This is a genomic window from Actinomadura bangladeshensis, from assembly GCF_004348335.1.
Lineage (GTDB): Bacteria > Actinomycetota > Actinomycetes > Streptosporangiales > Streptosporangiaceae > Spirillospora > Spirillospora bangladeshensis.
In genome coordinates, this window is sequence record NZ_SMJW01000007.1 from 1 (window position 1) to 15,670 (window position 15,670).

Consider the following 15,670-nt stretch of genomic DNA (forward strand, 5'->3'; position numbering starts at 1 on the left):
GGGTCGCCCGCCGCCCGGCCCGCCACGAGCACCTCGCCCTCGTCCGGCTCCACCAGGCCCGCGATGAGCGCCGCCAGCGTCGACTTGCCGATCCCGCTGGGCCCCACCACCGCCAGGTGGTCGCCCTGCGGCACGACGAGGTCGAGGTCCTCGATGACCGGCCGCGCGCCGTACCCGAACGTCACGCCGCGCAGCTCGACGGCGGGGGCCCCGTCGACGGGCGCGGCCCGCACCGGCTCGGGCGCGTCCGGCGCGCTCGTCTCCATGATGCGGCCGAGCGTCACCGCCAGCCGCAGCCCGCTGCCGCCCATGCCCTGCACCAGCGTCCGCAGCGCGGGCTGCAGCCCGTGCAGCACGTACGTCAGCGCGCCGATCACCGTCCCCGGCGTGGCGCCGCGCCGCATCAGCCACGGCGCCGCCGCGAGGACGAGCAGCAGCGGCAGCCACCCGCTCACCGCCAGCGCCACGGCCCGCACCGCCGCGAACCGGGCCACCGCCCGCCCGGCCGCCGCCTGCGCCTCCACCGCCGCGCCGAGTTCGGCCGCCAGCCGGTCCTCGCCGCCGCACGCGGCCACGTCCCGCAGGCCCTCCGCGAGCGCGGTCGTCCGCTCCGCGATGCCCTCCTCGCCGACCACGAGCGCCCGCTGCCGGACGGCAGCCGCCCCGAACACGGCGCCGAACAGGAGCAGCCCCGCCAGCAGCGGCGGCACCACCAGGACGGCCACCTCCGGCATCATCGTCAGCAGCCCGAGCAGCGCCGCCCCGGCCGAGAAGACGAACCCGCGCGCGACCACGAGCAGCCCCCCGAACGTGTCGCGGACGATCTCCACCTGGTGCGTGAGCCGCGCCACCGCGCCGCCGTCGGGCCGCCCCCGCAGCGACCGGTGCAGCGCCCCGGCCGCGACGCGCCGGACGAGGTCGTCCCGGAACGGCTCCACGATCGCCGCCAGCGCCGGATACAGCCGCCGGCTCCCGAACGCGCCCGCGAAGGCGGATGCCGCCAGCACAGCGAGCCACACCGCCGCCTCGCGCGCCCGTCCCGTCCGGAACGCGTCCGTCGCCTCCCCGACGGCCCGGCCGAACACCGCGGTGGGGACGACCTCGACGACCGACCACGCGCACGCCCGCCCGACCGCGCGCGGCCGGGCCCGGACGGCCTCCCCGACCGTCCTCCAGAGGACGCCCGCAGCCTCCCGCCTGCCCTTCACGGCGTCCCCTCCACGAGCTCCGATCCCTCGCCGGCCGCGGCGGCGCCGCCCTCGGGGGGCTCGGCGTTCTCCGCGGCGAAGACGGCCCGGTAGCCGGGGTCCTGCCAGAGCGTCGTGTGGGGCGCCAGGGCGCGGAGGCGGCCGCCGTCCAGCCAGGCGACCAGGTCCGTGCAGGCGGCGGTCGAGGCCCGGTGGGCGATGATCAGGCGGGTGATGCCGGCGAAGCGGGTCAGGACCGCGTCGGTGATCTCCAGTTCGGTGACCGTGTCGAGGCTGGAGGTGGCGTCGTCCAGGATGAGGACGCGGCCGGCGTGCGCGAAGGCCCGGGCCAGGCCCATGCGCTGCAGTTCGCCGCCCGACATCGGCGCGTCGGCGAGCGGCGTGCCGTAGCCGCCGGGCAGGCGGCGGATGAAGCCGTCGGCGCGGGCCGCCCGCGCCGCCTCGGCCAGGCGGGCGTCCGGCGGGCGGGCCGGGCCGAACGCGAGTGCGTCGCGGACGGTCGCGCCGAACAGGGCGGGGCGGGCGAAGGCGTAGCCGATCTCGCGGCGGAGCGCGGTGCGGGTGAGGCGGGGGAGCGGCGTCCCGTCGAGCAGGACCTCGCCCTCGTCGGGGTCGGCCAGGCGCCCGGCCAGCGCGGCCAGTTCGGAGGTGCCGGAACCGGAGCGGCCCACCACGGCGACGGCCAGGCCGCCGGGAACGGCCAGGTCGAGGCCGCGCAGCGCGCCCAGCGCCGTGACGCCGCGGAACTCCAGCCGGCCGGGGCCGGGCGGGGCATCGGCCGAACCGTGCGCGGGGACGGGCTGCGCGAGGATCCCGGCGGCGCGGCGGGCGCCCGCGCGGGCGCGGCCGAGGCGGAGGACCTGGGTGAGGACGGGCCCGAACCCGGCGGCGAGCCCCGCATACTGGACGGTCGCGACCAGCTCGCCCGGCGTGATGCGGCCGGCCGCCAGCTCCGTCCCGGCGACGCCGACCGCCGCCACCTGGAGCAGGAGCAGCGCGAGCAGGCCGCGGGCGGCGACCCCGCCCTGCACCCGCCACATCGTCTCGCCCTCGGCGCGCAGGCCGGGCAGGGGCGAGAGGATCCGCGCCGCCTCGCGCCCGGCGGTGCCGGCGGCGGCGATCGTGCGGGCGCCGCCGAGCGCCTCGGCGAGGCGGCCCGCGATCGTTCCCTGCACGTCCAGGTAGCGGGTCGCGGACGCGGTGATGTCGCGGACGAACGCGCGCATCAGCAGCGCCACCGCGGGCAGCGCGACCGCGATCGCGGCGGCGGTGCGCCAGTCGATGAGGCAGAGGGCGGCGAGGGCGCCGGCGGCGGGCAGCAGCCCGGCGGCGGCCTCCGGCGCGGCGGCGGGCGCGACCCCCGCCTCGGCGGCGCCGCCGACCGTCCGCCCCGCCACGTCGCCGGGCGGCATGCGCAGGGCCGGCCCGACCGCGAGGACGTGCCGGACCAGGGTGTGCCGCAGCCAGGCCGTCGCCCGCGCGGCGGCGCTGCCGGCCGCCAGCTCCGACAGCACCTCGGCGGCGGCGGACACGGCGACGAGCGCGGCGCACGGCCACAGCGCGGCCGCCGCCGGGGGGCCGCCGGGCGGCACGGCGTCGATGGCGCGGGCCAGCGCGAACGGCAGCAGCACGGCCGCCGCCGCGTCGGCGGCCGCGGCCGCCGCGACGAGCGCCGTCCAGCCGCGGGCGCGCCCGGCGGCGCGCAGCAGCAGCCGGTTCGGGCCGGCCGGCGCGGGTCCTGCGGTCATGATCGCCTCCATGACGAGGGCGGCCATGGCCCCACGGGGAGACCATGGCCGCCGCCGGCCGTCACAGGCAGATGGTGATGCTGTGCGAGCTGTGGCAGAGCAGGCTGAGGCTGCTGTTGCCGCCGCCGCCGTTCTCGGTCACCATTCCCTGCAGGTCGAGAAGCGCCATGTTCCTTCACCCCCTTTCGGGCTGGATAGAGGTGGCCACCGCGGGGGTTCCCGCGAGGGGTCGGTGGGCCGTCCCGAAGAACGGCAGTCCGGCCGGTGCGCCGTGCAGGGCCGCGCCGAGGGCGAGCAGCACGCCGGCCGTGCCGGTCGCGAGGTCCATCGACAGCCGGTACATGTGCTCGCCCGGCATCGCCAGGCCGCCGCCGTAGGGGAGGGCGTGCCAGGCGAGGTCGCGGACGTGCCCCGCCGCGCGCGGGTCGTCCCGGTCGTGCCGGGCCAGGTAGAGGAGCATCCCGGCGCGTCCGCTGAACAGGCTGGGCTGCGCGTAGTAGCGGGACGTCGCCGCGATGCGGACGGCTCTGCGCGCGGTCTCGAACTCCTCGTCCGGGCGGTGCGCCAGGTACTCGTCCAGGACGAGGCCGATGCCGACGCTGCCGCGGCCGAGGTAGGGGAGCACCCGGCTGCCCTGGTCGACGTGCAGGGCGCCGTTGCGGTCGGTGACGCAGGCGGCGAGGTCGCGGCGCAGCGCGGCGGCCGCGAGGTCGAGCAGCTCCGGGTCGCCGGTGCGCTCGTGGGCGCGGACGAACATCAGCGCGGCGCCGGCGCCGCCGTGCATGAGGCCGGGACGGGCGCTCGGCCCGCCGGACGCCCGGTCCGCGACGATCCCGGCGGCGCGGGAGGCCGCGTCGCGCAGGGACGTGTCGCCGGTCCGGTGCGCCAGGTCGTCCAGGACGAGCGCGAAGCCGGGCAGGCCGCCGTACAGGTCGTCGCCGAGGCGCTCCCACTTCTCGTTGAGGCAGTGGTGGACGGCCGTGAGCGCCGCGTCCATGCGGCCGAAGCGGGCGAGCACGTGGGCGGCGCCCATCAGCCCGTCGTAGAGGCCGAGCCCGGTGCCGCGCCGCGGATCGGCGGCGCGTGCGGCCAGCCACTCCTCGTGCGCCGGGAAGCGTCCCGCGCCGGTCGCATCCAGCGCGTACAGGACGCCGGCGGCGCCGTGCGCCAGCCCGAGGGACGCGCCGGAGAACTGCTCCACATCGCCGGGAAACAGCCGGTCGGCGCGGTCCGGAGTCGCGCTGGCGAGGATGGCGCGCGACAGTGCCTCCCTGGCGCGCTCCCAGCCGGGCGGGTCGGGGACGAACTCGGGCGCGGGCGCCGGCGGGACGTCCCGCGCGATCTCGGCGACCGCCTCGTCCAGCCATGCCCGGGGCACCGGGAAGTTCGCGGCGACCATGTCGGCGAGCTGCCGCGCCTTGCCCCGGTCGAGCACGAACAGCGTGGTCAGCGGGACGAACAGGGCGAGCCGCAGGCAGGCCAGGCTGTAGCGGTCGACGTCGGCGCCGCGCCGGTCCGGCGGGGCGAGGAACGCCGGGTTGGCGAGGGTCTGCCGGCCGCCGGCGGACGCGGGCGCCGCCGTCTCGAAGTCGATCAGCGCGACCGAGTCGTCCGGGCGGACCATCACGTTGAACATGTGCAGGTCGTTGAAGACGACGCCGCGCTCGTGGACGGCGGCGACGACGCGTTCCACCCCGGCGTGGACGCGCCGCGCCCACGCCGTGTACTCGGCCGTCCGGGCGGAATCCGGTTCGGGATCGAGCATCGGATGGCGTTCGGCGAAGAACGTGTTGAGCGTGCGCCCCTCGATGAACTCCTGGACGAGAAAATGGTGCTCACCGAGCGCGAACCAGTCCAGCGCGGCGGGAACGCCGTCGATCCCGTCGAGCTTCTTGAGAATGTCGCGTTCCCGTTCGAGCCGGGTGACCGCGTCCGCGCCGTCGGCGGCGAGGCCCGCGTAAGGCCGCCCTTCCTTCAGGACGACTTTCGCTCCCGTCCGGGTGTCGACCGCCTCGTAGACTCCGCCGCCGTTGGAGAAATGCAGGGCCTTCTCGATCCGGTACGGCAGATCGGATGTCGTCGTGGCGGCGCGCGCCTTCACATGGGGTTCGAGGCAGGCCGGCAGGCTCACCCATTCGGGGACGGAGAACACCGGATTGCGGCGGTCGGGCACCAGTTCGCCGGCGCCGTTCTCCAGCGCGGCCACCAGCCTGCCGTTCTCGTCCAGGCAGCGGCGCTCGGCGAACCCGCCGTACCGTACGTGCAGCGGCCCCGCGCCGATACGCAGGTCACTGAGGATGTACGGGCCGGGAAGGCCGTCCAGCACGGCGCCGAGGCCGTCCAGGACGCGCTCCAGTTCGCGCTCGTCCGCGGGGTAGACGGTGACGAGTTTCCCGCTCGCGCCGCGCGGCGCGTACTTGGCGTTCCGCATCCGCAGTGTGCCCGGGCCGCGCAGGTGCTTGAACTCGATGCCGGCCGCGACGCAGTACTCCCACGTCCCGGCGAGCACCTTTCCGGCGCTTTCCGCGCATCCGGTGACGTGCACTTTCCAGCCCTGCGCCGGAGTGCGCTGAACCGGCGGGACGTACACGATCCATTCGTCTCCGAAGACCTGTTCCCAGCCGTCCGGGAGAGTGCGGCCGGCGATGTCGAAATCGGTGCGGCGGGTGACCGGGGGAGCGTCGTAGAAGACCTCGTCGGCGAGGCAGTAAAGCTCGTACCCCTTGTCCACGACCGCATTCCCTTCCGCATTGACCCGCCGTTGGCGCGCTCCGCAGAAAAGAATTGCAGGACCGCCGTGAGGCGGCTAGTAGCGGAAATAACGAATGACCCGTGAAGATGTACCGGCCGCCCGCATGCGCCGGTCACCTGACCGTCGCGCGCGGCACGTATTGAAACACGTTCTACTTTCTGCGTAGGCTGTGCGGTCGGTGATGCGACGGCCCGGAGGTGACGCCGGTGATCTGGGATCGGTTCCGAATCGATGGCAGGGCGGCGGTCGTGACCGGCGCCGGCCGCGGCCTCGGCGCGGCCGCCGCGGTCGCGCTGGCGCAGGCCGGCGCCGACGTGGTGATCTCCGCCCGGACGCAGGAGCAGCTCCGCGAGGTCGCCGCCGAGATCGAGGCCGCCGGGCGGCGGGCGCTGGTCGTCCCCGCCGACCTCAGCGATCCCGACACCGCCGCCGAGCTGGCCGGACGCGCCGTCGAGGGCCTCGGCCGCCTCGACATCGTGGTGAACAACATGGGCGGCGCGATGCCGGCGCCCTTCATGGACACCGAGCCCCGGCACCTGGAGAAGGCGTTCCGGTTCAACGTCGCCACCGCGCACGCGCTGACCCGTGCCGCCGTCCCGCACCTGCTGGAGGCCGGCGGCAGCGTCGTCAACATCTCCTCCGCCGTGGGACGCATCGCCGGCCGCGGCTACCTCGCCTACGGCAGCGCCAAGGCCGCGCTCGCCCACTACACCCGGCTCGCCGCGTTCGACCTGGCGCCGCGGATCCGCGTCAACGCCATCGCCGTCGGCTCCATCGCGACGTCCGCGCTCGACGTCGTCATGACCAGCGACGAGCTGCGCACCGAGATGGAGGGCAGCACGCCGCTGCGCCGCGTCGGCGACCCGGAGGACGTCGCCGCCGCCGTCCTCTACCTCGCCTCGCCCGCCTCCGCCTACGTCACCGGCAGCCTGCTGCGGGTGGACGGCGGCATCGAGACGCCCAACCTCGACCTCCACCTGGAGGACCTGTGACCTACCGCGTCGTCACCTGGAGCACCGGCAACGTCGGCCGCCACGCCATCGCCGGCATCGACGCCCGCCCCGACCTGGAACTCGCCGGCGTCTGGACGTCCACCCCCGCCAAGGCCGGCAGGGACGCGGGCGACCTCGCGGGCCTCGGCCGCGACCTCGGCGTCACCGCCACCGGCGACGCGGACGCGCTGCTCGCGCTCCGCCCCGACTGCGTCGTCTACACCTCGATGGCGGACGTCCGGCTGATGGAGGCGATCGACGACCTGTGCCGCATCCTGCGCGCCGGCGTGAACGTCGTCTCCAGCAGCCCGGTGTTCCTGCAGTTCCCGGACGGCGTCGTCCCGCCCGAGATGTCGGAGCCCGTCCGGGAGGCCGCCGCCCGGGGCGGAGCGTCGATCTTCGTCAACGGGATCGACCCCGGATTCGCCAACGACGTGCTGCCGCTCGCCGTCACCGGCATCAGCGAGCGCATCGACCAGGTCCGCTGCATGGAGATCCTCAACTACGCGACCTACGACCAGGGCACGGTCCTGTTCGACATCATGGGCTTCGGCCGCCCCATGGACGAGACGCCGATGCTGCTGCAGCCCGGCGTCCTCACCATGGCGTGGGGGAGCGTCGTCCGCCAGCTCGCCGCCGGCCTCGGCGTGGAGCTGGACGGGATCGACGAGCGGCACACCCGGCTGCCCGCCCCCGACACGTTCGGCGTCTCCGCCGGGACGATCGAGAAGGGCACCGCCGCCGCGCTGCGCTTCGAGCTGCGCGGCATGCGCGGCGGCGAGGCCGTCATCGTCCTGGAGCACGTCACCCGGCTCCGCGACGACCTCGCCCCCGACTGGCCGCAGCCCGCCGGCGACGGCTGCTACCGCGTCGAGGTCCGCGGCGAGCCGAACTACACCGTCGACCTGCGGCTCCTCGGCACGGACGGCGACCACAACACCGCCGGGCTGAAGGCCACCGCGATGCGCCTGGTCAACGCCGTTCCCGCCGTCGTCCAGGCGCCGCCCGGCCTGCTCACCGCACTGGACCTGCCGCTGGTCCCGGGCCGCGGCCTGCTCTAGAGGCCGAGCGCGTCGAGCGCCGGGACGAGCCGCTCCTCCTCCAGGTCGAGGTGCGCCTCCAGGGCGCCGGTGAGCCGGTCGACCTCGGCCAGCAGGGACGCGGGATCACCGGTGCCGAGGACGCGGCGCAGCTCGTCCAAGAGACGCTTCACCGTCTCGTGCTCGTCCCTCAGCCGCGCCAGGACCGGTGCCAGCTCCGGATGCCTGCGCTCCACGAGCGGGAACATCTGCTGGTCCTCGCCCATGTGGTGGTTGCCGAGCCCCTGGCACAGGGTCAGGCAGTTGATCCGCAGCTGCGCGCCGACCCCGGCCCCGGACGCCTCGACCTCCCCGCGGATCAGCCGCAGCTCCCGCCGGAACGCCTCGTGCACGGCGACGAGCATCGCGCTCGGCGACTCCGGCCCGCCGGGCGGCCCGGCCAGGACCGGGACGAGCGCGACGACGGGCAGCGTCCGCCCGGACCCGACCTCGTACTCGGCCCACCCCGGGTCGGCCTCCGCGGCCCGCGCGAACGCGGCGTCGCGCTCACCGCCCGCCAGGACGACGGCGTCCGCCTCGTAGGTGAAGCCGCCGCTCTCGACCGTGACGCGCGGGTTCGCGACCAGGTTGCGGAACCACGCCGGGTCCTTCGGCGCGCCCCCGGCCGAGGCGATGACGAGGACGCGGCCGTCGCCGTCCGGCAGGTAGCCGAGCGGCGTGGTGCGCCGGGCGCCCGTCCGGGCCCCCGTCGTGGTCAGCAGGAGCAGCCGCCCGCCCTCGAACGGGCCGCCGACCCGCCCGCCGTTCGCGCGGAACTCCTCGATGACCTGCGTGTTGAAATCCATATGTCTCCTGAGCTGTTTTCGGGCACGGCGAATAAGCCACGGAAATGGCGCGCGGCCGTGGCTTATGGAATGGCGGTGAAGGGCATGCCGAAGGATGCGGGCATGCCCGATGACGTCACGCGATGCGTGTGGAGAGAAGAGAGGGAACGCGAGTGGAAAAGGCGGGCCGCGTGCCCGCCCCGGCCTCACTCGGAGGCCGGGAACCTCACTCGCTCATGGCCCATGGCCGACCCGGCAGTCACGAATCGCAGATTACCCGCACCGCCAATGCAGTGCAAGATCACCGGCAATTCAGGCCGCACCGCGGTGGATCACAGTCCTTCGCGGTGGGCGAGGGCGGCGGCCTGGGTGCGGCTCGTCACGTTCAGCTTGGCGAGGATGTTGGAGACGTGGACGCTCGCCGTCTTCGGGGAGATGAACAGGGCCGCGGCGATCTCGCGGTTGTTGCGCCCCTCCGCGACGAGCTTCAGGACCTCGCGTTCGCGGGCGGTGAGGGAGCCGAAGGGGCCGGACGGCGCGGACGCGCGGCGCCCGGGGTCCAGGCGGGCGCGGGCGCCGAGGGCGCGGAGCGCGGCGAGCAGCGGCCGCGCGTCCAGCCGCTCGGCGGTCTCCACGGCCCGGCGCCACTCCTGCGCGGCGGCCTCCCGGTCGCCGTTCTCGGCCAGCGCCTCCGCCAGCCGCCAGCGCGAGCGCGCCACCTCGTAGACGAATCCGCCGCCCGGGTCGCCGTAGGTGAACAGCTCGGCGGACTCGCGCCACAGTCCGGGGTCGTGGACGCCGTCCACGCGGCGGCGCTCGGCCTCGGCGCGGGCCAGCCACGCCCGCCCCTCGTGCCCGAGCCAGCGCCGGGGCTCGCCCTCGTAGGTGAAGTCGACCGCCTGCCGCGCCCGCCGCAGCAGCTCGTCGCCGGCCTCGGCCGCCCGCCGGACGGCGCCGGTGTCGCCGGCCGCGCGGGCCCGTGCCGCCAGCTCGGCATGGGCCCAGAGCCCGGTCGCGGCGATGCGGATGAAGGTCGCGCCGTCGCCGTAGAGCGTCTTCGCGATGCTGTCCACGTGTTCGAGCACGGCCTCCGGCTCGTCCCGCCACAGGGCGTGCTCGGCGGCGAGCCCCCGCGCGATGTAGTTGGCGAGCTGGTCCTCGTGCCACAGCGGCGCGAGCCAGCGCAGCCGCTCCTCCACGACCGGCAGCCCCCGGGCGACCTCGACGAACAGCGCGTACGCCGAGACCTGCGCCTCGGCGGGCCGGACGACCTGCAGCGGGAAGCCGGCCGCGAGCCGGTCGGCCTCCGCCCAGTCCCCGGTCGTGTAGCGGACGAGGTAGCGCAGCGTCCGGATGGCGGTTCCGAACATGCTCCACTCGACGCCGTTGTCCAGCGCGAACCGGACGCCCTCGTCGGTCGCCGCGGCGGCGCCCGCGAGGTCGCCGCGGTCGAACTTCGTCCGGGCGTACTGGAACCGGGCGCGCAGCGCCGCCTGCGAGCTGTCGCCGGCCGCGTCGGCCAGGTCGCGCGCCCGCCCGAACAGCTCGGCGACGCCGCTGTCGGCCTCGCGCGACTCCCGGTAGACGCCGAGCGTCACCAGTGCGGCCGCCTCGGCGCCCGGCGCCCCGGCGGCGCGGGCCTCCGCGACGGCCCGCTCCGCCATCGCGGGCATCTCGCCGTCGGGGTCCAGGTAGAGCAGCGTCCGGGCGTAGGTGGCGAGGGCCCAGGCGAGGTCGGCGGTGGGCGGGGCGGCGGGCAGCATCGTCACCGCCTCCCGCGCCATGACCCGGCCCTCCTCCAGCTCGTCGAGGTCGAGCATGTACGCCGCGAGGTGCTCGCGGATCACCGAGCCGAGGGACGCGTCCGCCGGGTCGGCGACGTCGATGAGCCGCCGCAGCCGGTGCGCGGCCCGCCGCACCTCGCCGGCCCGCGCGGACGCCTGCGCCGCGGTCAGCGCCAGCCGGGCCCGGCCCGCGCCGGCGGCCTCCTCCGCTCCGGGGACGGCGTCCCACAGCTCCAGCGCCCGCTCGTAGTGCTCGAACGCCTCGGCGGGCGCGCCGAGCCGGTCGGCCTCCCGGCCCGCCCGGACCGACGCCGCGAACGCGGCCGGCAGGTCGTGCGCGGCGAGGCTGTGGTGGGCCAGCTCCGCCGCCGACCCCCGCGTCCCGGCCGGCAGGCCGGCGAGGAGGCGGGCGAAGTCGGCGTGCAGCCGGGTCCGCTCGCCCGGCAGCAGGTCGCCGTAGACGGCCTCGCGCAGCAGCGCGTGCCGGAAGGTGTACCCGGTCCCGTGCGGGACGAGCAGCTGGTGCGACACCACCTCGCGCAGTGCCTCGCCGACCGCCGCCTCGTCCAGCCCGGACACGCGGCGCACCAGCTCGTCGTCGATGCGGCGCCCCGCCACCGCGGCGACCCGCACCACCCGCTGCCCGCCGTCCGACAGCCGCTCCACCCGCGACAGCAGCAGGTCGGCGAGCCCGGACGGCAGCTCCGCCGCCCCGTCCCGCACCTGCGGGTCGGCCGAGTACAGCTCGCCGGCGTAGAACGGGTTGCCCTCCGAGCGCCGGTGCACCCGGTCCACGACCTCCGCCGTCACGGGCGCGGCGCCGCGCGACAGCTCCGCCAGGTACTCGGCGGTCTCGCCGGGGCCGAACGGCGGGACCTCGACGCCCGTCACGTTCGGCAGCCGCAGCAGCTCCGCCACCACCGGCCGCAGCGGATGCCGCCGGTGCAGGTCGTCCGACCGGTAGGTGCCGACGAGGCAGACCCGCTCGCGCTGCAGGACGCGGCTGAGGAACGTCAGCAGGTGCCGGGTCGACCGGTCGGCCCAGTGCAGGTCCTCCAGGACCAGCAGGACGGGCCGGTCCCGTCCGAGCTCGCCGAGCAGCCCCAGCACCGCCCCGAACAGCCGCTGCTGGCCCAGCTCCGACGCCGCGTCGGGGCCGCCGTCGCCGTCCGGCAGCAGGCCCCGCAGCACGGGACGGCCGTCGAGTGCGGCGCGGACCTCGTCCGCCTCGGGGCCGGCGGCCTGCGCGGCCGTCCACAGCGCGTCCGCGAGCGGCAGGTACGGCATGCTCTCGCCCAGCTCCGCGCACTGCCCGACGAGCACCGCGCAGCCCTTGCCGCGCGCGGCCCGCGTCAGCGCGGACACCAGGTGCGACTTCCCGACGCCCGCGTCGCCGCTGACCAGCACGACGCCCGCGCTGCCGGCGGCCGCCCGCTCCAGCGCGGCGGTCAGCTCCGCGAGCTCGGCCGCCCGGCCGATCAGCACCCTGCTCATTCCGTCGAGTATCCCACCAGGCCGGACATGGACGAGCCCCGGTCCGCGGGGGTGACCGGGGCTCGCGGAACGGGACCGCGTCTTGGCCGTGCCTCGTCCTGCGGGACGGCGGCGGTCAGCCGACCAGGGCGGGGGTCCTGCCGGTCTCCTGCTCCGCGTCCGCCGGCGCCGGCTCGGGCTCGGGGACGGGCAGCACCTTCAGGTAGGCGCGGAGGGTCTCGGCGGCGATCCGCTCCAGCGAGTAGCGGGAGCGGGCGCGGTCGGCGGCGGCGATCGAGTAGCCGTGCAGGGTGGTGTCCTCCGACAGCAGCTGCCGGACCGCGCGGCCGATCACCACCGGCCGCCCCGCCGGGACGTGCAGCCCGGTGATGTGGTCGAGGACCTCGTCGGCGTTCCCGCCGGCCGGGGTCGCGACGACCGGGACGCCGCAGGCCATCGCGGCCAGCGGCACCGACGGGCACGGCTCGTCCGGGGCCAGGCAGAGCACCAGGTCCGCCGTCCGCAGCAGCTTCGGCAGGTTCTTGTGCGGCAGCCGGCCGAGGAAGATCACCCGGTCGGCGACGTGCAGCTCCTTGGCGAGCATGCGCAGCCGGTGCACGCCCTGGTCGCTCTCCAGGTCCTCGCGCTCGGGGCCGCCGGCGACGGCGAGCTCGGCGTCCGGGACGTGCACGAGGGCGCGCAGCGCGGTCGCGACGTCACCGGTCTCCAGGTCGTCGCAGACCATCACGAGGCGGCGCCGGTCGCCGTGCGGCATCGCCGGGCCGACCTGCGCGAAGTGGTCGCCGTCCACGCCGTAGGGGACGACCGCGACCGACGGGCGCGGCACGCCCATCCGGACGACCTGGCCGGCCTCCTCCGCGTGCCCGGCGAGCACCACGTCGGCGTCCCGTCCGATGGCCTTCTCGAGGCGGTCGCGGTGCGGGTGCACCCGGCGCCCGGCGCGGCGCTCGGCCGCGGCCACGCCGTGGTAGCTCTGCGCGAACGGAATGCCCAGCTCACGCGCCACAGCGCAGGCGGCGAGCCCGCCGATCCAGCCGTGCGCGTGCACGATGTCGGGGCGCCCGGCACCCGACCAGCGGCGGCGCAGCTCGTCCGCGAAGTCGCGGATGTGCTGCAGCAGCTCCTCATCCGACAGCGGGCGGGCCGGCCCGGCGTCGAGGTGCACGAGCGCGGCGCCCGGCGCGAGCCGGACGCGGCCGCGGGCGGACCTGTCCTGCCGCCGCGCGTAGACCGTGACCTGGTTCGGCTCCCCGTCGCCGGCAAGGGGACGGGTGAGCGAACGAGCGAGATCCCGGACGTGGATTGACTGCAGGTGTTCGCCGTCAAGGTCGGAGGCGGACACGAGAGCGATGGTGAGCGAGCGATGCATGACGGATCCTCCGGGACAACACAGGGGAAGCACGGAGGTATCTGCGTCGTAGACACCTGCTCGGCCAGTTTCATATCCCTCCGGGCTCTCCGTCAAACCTGGCGAAACACCACCGGGCCCGGCTCGGTCCCACCAAACCACCGCCGACCTGCACTGATGCCGGGTCCGAACGATCACAGATCCGAGGGGCCCGCGCGGCCCGCGCCGCCGCTCCGTTAGGTTCGACCCATGAACGTCGGTGACATCGTGGACGACTTCGAACTGCCCGACGAGACGGGCGAGGCCCGCACCCTCACCGCCCTCCTGGAGAAGGGCCCGGTGGTCCTGTTCTTCTACCCGGCGGCGCTGACCCCCGGCTGCACCGCCGAGGCCTGCCACTTCCGCGACCTGGCCGCCGAACTCGCCGAGGTGGGCGCCCACCCGGTCGGCATCAGCGCCGACCCCGTCGACAAGCAGAAGGAGTTCGCCGGCAAGCACGCCTTCGGCTACCCCCTCCTGTCCGACCCGTCCGGCGAGGTCCGCGCCCGGTTCGGCGTGAAACGCGGCCTGGCCCTCCTCCCCACCAGGCGCCAGACCTTCGTGATCGACACCGACCGCCGCGTCCTGGCGGTCATCAAGAGCGAAGTCCGCATGAACGCCCACGCCGACAAGGCCCTGGAAGCCCTCCGCGCGCGCTAGCGGACGATGGGGAGGCTGATGGTGGAGGGGCGGGCCGGGTCGTGGAAGATCTCCTGGTCGGCGGTGAGCATTTCGGTGGCGGTGCCCATGGGGGCGCCGGTGCCGGGGTTGCGGGCCACGCGGGGGTAGGCGCCGCTCGCGATCTGGACGCGGATGCGGTGGCCGCGGCGGAAGCGGTGGCCGGCGGGCCATAGTTCGACCGCGACCGGCCGGACGCCGTCGGCGTCCGGTTCCGCGGTGCCGGGGACCAGGCGGCGCATGCCCTCGCAGAGGTTGAGGGACTCCCCGTCCGGGGTGACGTCGCAGAGCCGGACGACGAAGTCGGTGTGCTCGCGGTTCGAGCGGATGCGCAGGTCGGCGGTGACCGGCCCGATGATCTCCACGTCGTCGTCCAGGACGGCGGAGGTGTAGGTGAGGACGTCCCGGCGGCGCTCCAGGCGCTTCTGGTCGGTGGACGGCCGGGTCTCGCCGAGCAGCGTCGGCCCGCCGAGGAACGGCGTCGGGTGGTTCGGGTCGTAGCGGTAGGTGTCGGGGTCCGACTCGGGCGGCGCGCCGGGGGAGAGGGCGCCGGCCGGGTGCAGGTGCCAGCGCTCCTCGCGCATGCCGGGGACGGGCCAGTCGGGGAACTCGCGCCACTCCTCCGCGCCGGTGATGTAGAGCCGGACGGGGTTCTCCCGCAGCCCGGACGGGTCGTCCAGCAGGTGCGCGCGGAACCAGGCGATGGAGTCGGCGACCGAGCCGCGCATCATCCGCTGGTCGGCGTGGAACCAGGGGCCGATCGTCAGGTAGGGGCGGCGGCCGGCGGCGCGCAGGGCCGCGTAGTCCTTCATCTGCCAGGGCAGGAAGATGTCGTACCAGCCGCCCGTCATGTTCACCGGCGCGGTGACCTCGGACACGGTGGGGCTGAAGTCGCGCTTGTCCCAGAACGGCGTGTCGGGGCCGTTGACGAGGAGTTCCTGGAAGAAGCGCTGCTGCGCGCCGGTCGCGAGCCGGTCGAGTTCGGCGATCGGCCGCCCGGACAGCGTGGCGCGGCGGGCGCGGCGCGGCGACATGATGCCGGTCGTGATGCCGGACAGCGAGTTCTTCATCCGGGCGGTCAGGTCGACCCAGATCAGCGCGGACTCGAGTGCGAACGTGCCGCCGACGTTGACGGCGTCCCGGAACGTGGACGCGGTGACCTGCATCGACAGGGCCTTCAGCTCCGGCCCGGCCTCCGCGGCGACGGCCCACTGCACGTAGCCGAGATAGCTCGGGCCGTGCATGGCGAACGTCCCGCCGAACCACGGCTGTGACGTCAGCCACTCGATGGTGGCGAGGCCGTCCTCGCGCTCGTCGAGGGCCTCGAAGACGCCGCCCGACCCGAACCCGCCGCGGACGCTCTGCACCACGGCCTGGAACCCGTGCGACGCGAACGCCTGCCCGCACATGAGCCCGAACGGGCCGCGCCGCCCGTAGGGGGAGCGGACGAGCACGACGGGCGCCCGGTCGACGTCCACCGGCGCGTACCGGTCGGCCAGCAGCGTGATGCCGTCGGCGGCGGGGACGGCGAGATCGCGCTCGACCGTCACCCGGTGGGGGCCGTTCCGCAGTCCCAGCGCCGTGACCCCCAGCCGGCGCATCATTCCCACGCCTACCACCCGATCGATCGTATCCGCCAGATCGGCCGACCTCGCGGCCACATGTCCCGTGATCCGCCCCGCGGCACTCCGGGCGTTCACTACGATCAGGGACGCGCAATACGGCAAATCGGATCTTACGGACCGTGGTGGTCCGTGTCTGGA

Annotated in this window: 11 protein-coding genes; 3 read left to right on the forward strand and 8 right to left on the reverse strand. The window is 75.5% G+C overall.

What is annotated here, in order from left to right; all coding sequences use genetic code 11:
• From E1284_RS02785 to lanKC, 4 genes are all read right to left on the reverse strand, one after another.
• Positions 1 to 1,208: ATP-binding cassette domain-containing protein (locus E1284_RS02785; RefSeq protein ID WP_131936694.1), on the reverse strand; the 1,208-nt coding region annotated here is incomplete at its 3' end.
• On the reverse strand, positions 1,205 to 2,956 hold the full coding sequence (locus tag E1284_RS02790) for an ATP-binding cassette domain-containing protein (protein WP_131936696.1): 1,752 nt from the start codon (positions 2,954 to 2,956) through the stop codon (positions 1,205 to 1,207). The genes E1284_RS02785 and E1284_RS02790, both read right to left, overlap by 4 nt.
• 61 nt (positions 2,957 to 3,017) lie before the next feature.
• Entirely contained in the window at positions 3,018 to 3,125 is a 108-nt protein-coding gene (locus E1284_RS02795; protein ID WP_131936698.1) for a SapB/AmfS family lanthipeptide, read from the reverse strand.
• Between the two features lie 6 nt (positions 3,126 to 3,131).
• A complete protein-coding gene (gene lanKC, locus E1284_RS02800) occupies positions 3,132 to 5,687 on the reverse strand; it encodes a class III lanthionine synthetase LanKC (RefSeq protein ID WP_131936700.1) in 2,556 nt (851 codons plus the stop codon).
• 227 nt (positions 5,688 to 5,914) lie between these two features.
• Between lanKC and E1284_RS02805 the strand changes: the two genes are divergently transcribed.
• Complete coding sequence (locus E1284_RS02805) at positions 5,915 to 6,700, forward strand: SDR family oxidoreductase (protein ID WP_131936702.1); 786 nt, start codon at positions 5,915 to 5,917, stop codon at positions 6,698 to 6,700.
• Positions 6,697 to 7,761, forward strand: coding sequence for an NAD(P)H-dependent amine dehydrogenase family protein (locus E1284_RS02810; RefSeq protein WP_131936704.1), 1,065 nt, complete (start codon positions 6,697 to 6,699; stop codon positions 7,759 to 7,761). Before E1284_RS02805 ends, E1284_RS02810 begins: the two co-directional genes overlap by 4 nt.
• On the opposite strand, the gene E1284_RS02815 is transcribed toward E1284_RS02810, so the two are convergent.
• The 3 genes from E1284_RS02815 to E1284_RS02825 all read right to left on the reverse strand — a co-directional run bounded on the left by E1284_RS02815 (position 7,758) and on the right by E1284_RS02825 (position 13,211).
• The gene (locus E1284_RS02815) at positions 7,758 to 8,585 is read right to left on the reverse strand and encodes a nitroreductase/quinone reductase family protein (protein WP_131936706.1); all 828 of its coding nucleotides are present in this window, start codon (positions 8,583 to 8,585) and stop codon (positions 7,758 to 7,760) included. The genes E1284_RS02810 and E1284_RS02815 overlap by 4 nt on opposite strands.
• A 311-nt stretch (positions 8,586 to 8,896) precedes the next feature.
• Positions 8,897 to 11,842: a helix-turn-helix transcriptional regulator gene (locus E1284_RS02820; protein WP_131936708.1), complete on the reverse strand. Its 2,946-nt coding sequence runs from the start codon at positions 11,840 to 11,842 to the stop codon at positions 8,897 to 8,899.
• 115 nt (positions 11,843 to 11,957) lie between these two features.
• Complete coding sequence (locus E1284_RS02825; protein WP_131936710.1) at positions 11,958 to 13,211, reverse strand: glycosyltransferase; 1,254 nt, start codon at positions 13,209 to 13,211, stop codon at positions 11,958 to 11,960.
• A 228-nt stretch (positions 13,212 to 13,439) separates the two neighbouring features.
• Here E1284_RS02825 and E1284_RS02830 point away from each other — a divergent pair, with 228 nt between their 5' ends.
• Positions 13,440 to 13,889 (forward strand): peroxiredoxin, encoded by a 450-nt coding sequence (locus E1284_RS02830; RefSeq protein ID WP_131936712.1) that lies wholly within the window; start codon positions 13,440 to 13,442, stop codon positions 13,887 to 13,889.
• Here E1284_RS02830 and E1284_RS02835 read toward each other — a convergent pair.
• Complete coding sequence (locus tag E1284_RS02835; RefSeq protein ID WP_131936776.1) at positions 13,886 to 15,511, reverse strand: CocE/NonD family hydrolase; 1,626 nt, start codon at positions 15,509 to 15,511, stop codon at positions 13,886 to 13,888. The genes E1284_RS02830 and E1284_RS02835 overlap by 4 nt on opposite strands.
• Positions 15,512 to 15,670 lie beyond the last annotated feature (159 nt).

Bases quoted from the DNA above. Each gene is read 5' to 3' on its own strand.
- E1284_RS02790 (WP_131936696.1), bottom strand. From the start codon at position 2,956: ATGACCGCAGGACCCGCGCCGGCCGGCCCGAACCGGCTGCTGCTGCGC.
- E1284_RS02795 (WP_131936698.1), bottom strand. From the start codon at position 3,125: ATGGCGCTTCTCGACCTGCAGGGAATGGTGACCGAGAACGGCGGCGGC.
- E1284_RS02815 (WP_131936706.1), bottom strand. From the start codon at position 8,585: ATGGATTTCAACACGCAGGTCATCGAGGAGTTCCGCGCGAACGGCGGG.
- E1284_RS02820 (WP_131936708.1), bottom strand. From the start codon at position 11,842: ATGAGCAGGGTGCTGATCGGCCGGGCGGCCGAGCTCGCGGAGCTGACC.
- E1284_RS02825 (WP_131936710.1), bottom strand. From the start codon at position 13,211: ATGCATCGCTCGCTCACCATCGCTCTCGTGTCCGCCTCCGACCTTGAC.
- E1284_RS02830 (WP_131936712.1), top strand. From the start codon at position 13,440: ATGAACGTCGGTGACATCGTGGACGACTTCGAACTGCCCGACGAGACG.
- E1284_RS02835 (WP_131936776.1), bottom strand. From the start codon at position 15,511: ATGATGCGCCGGCTGGGGGTCACGGCGCTGGGACTGCGGAACGGCCCC.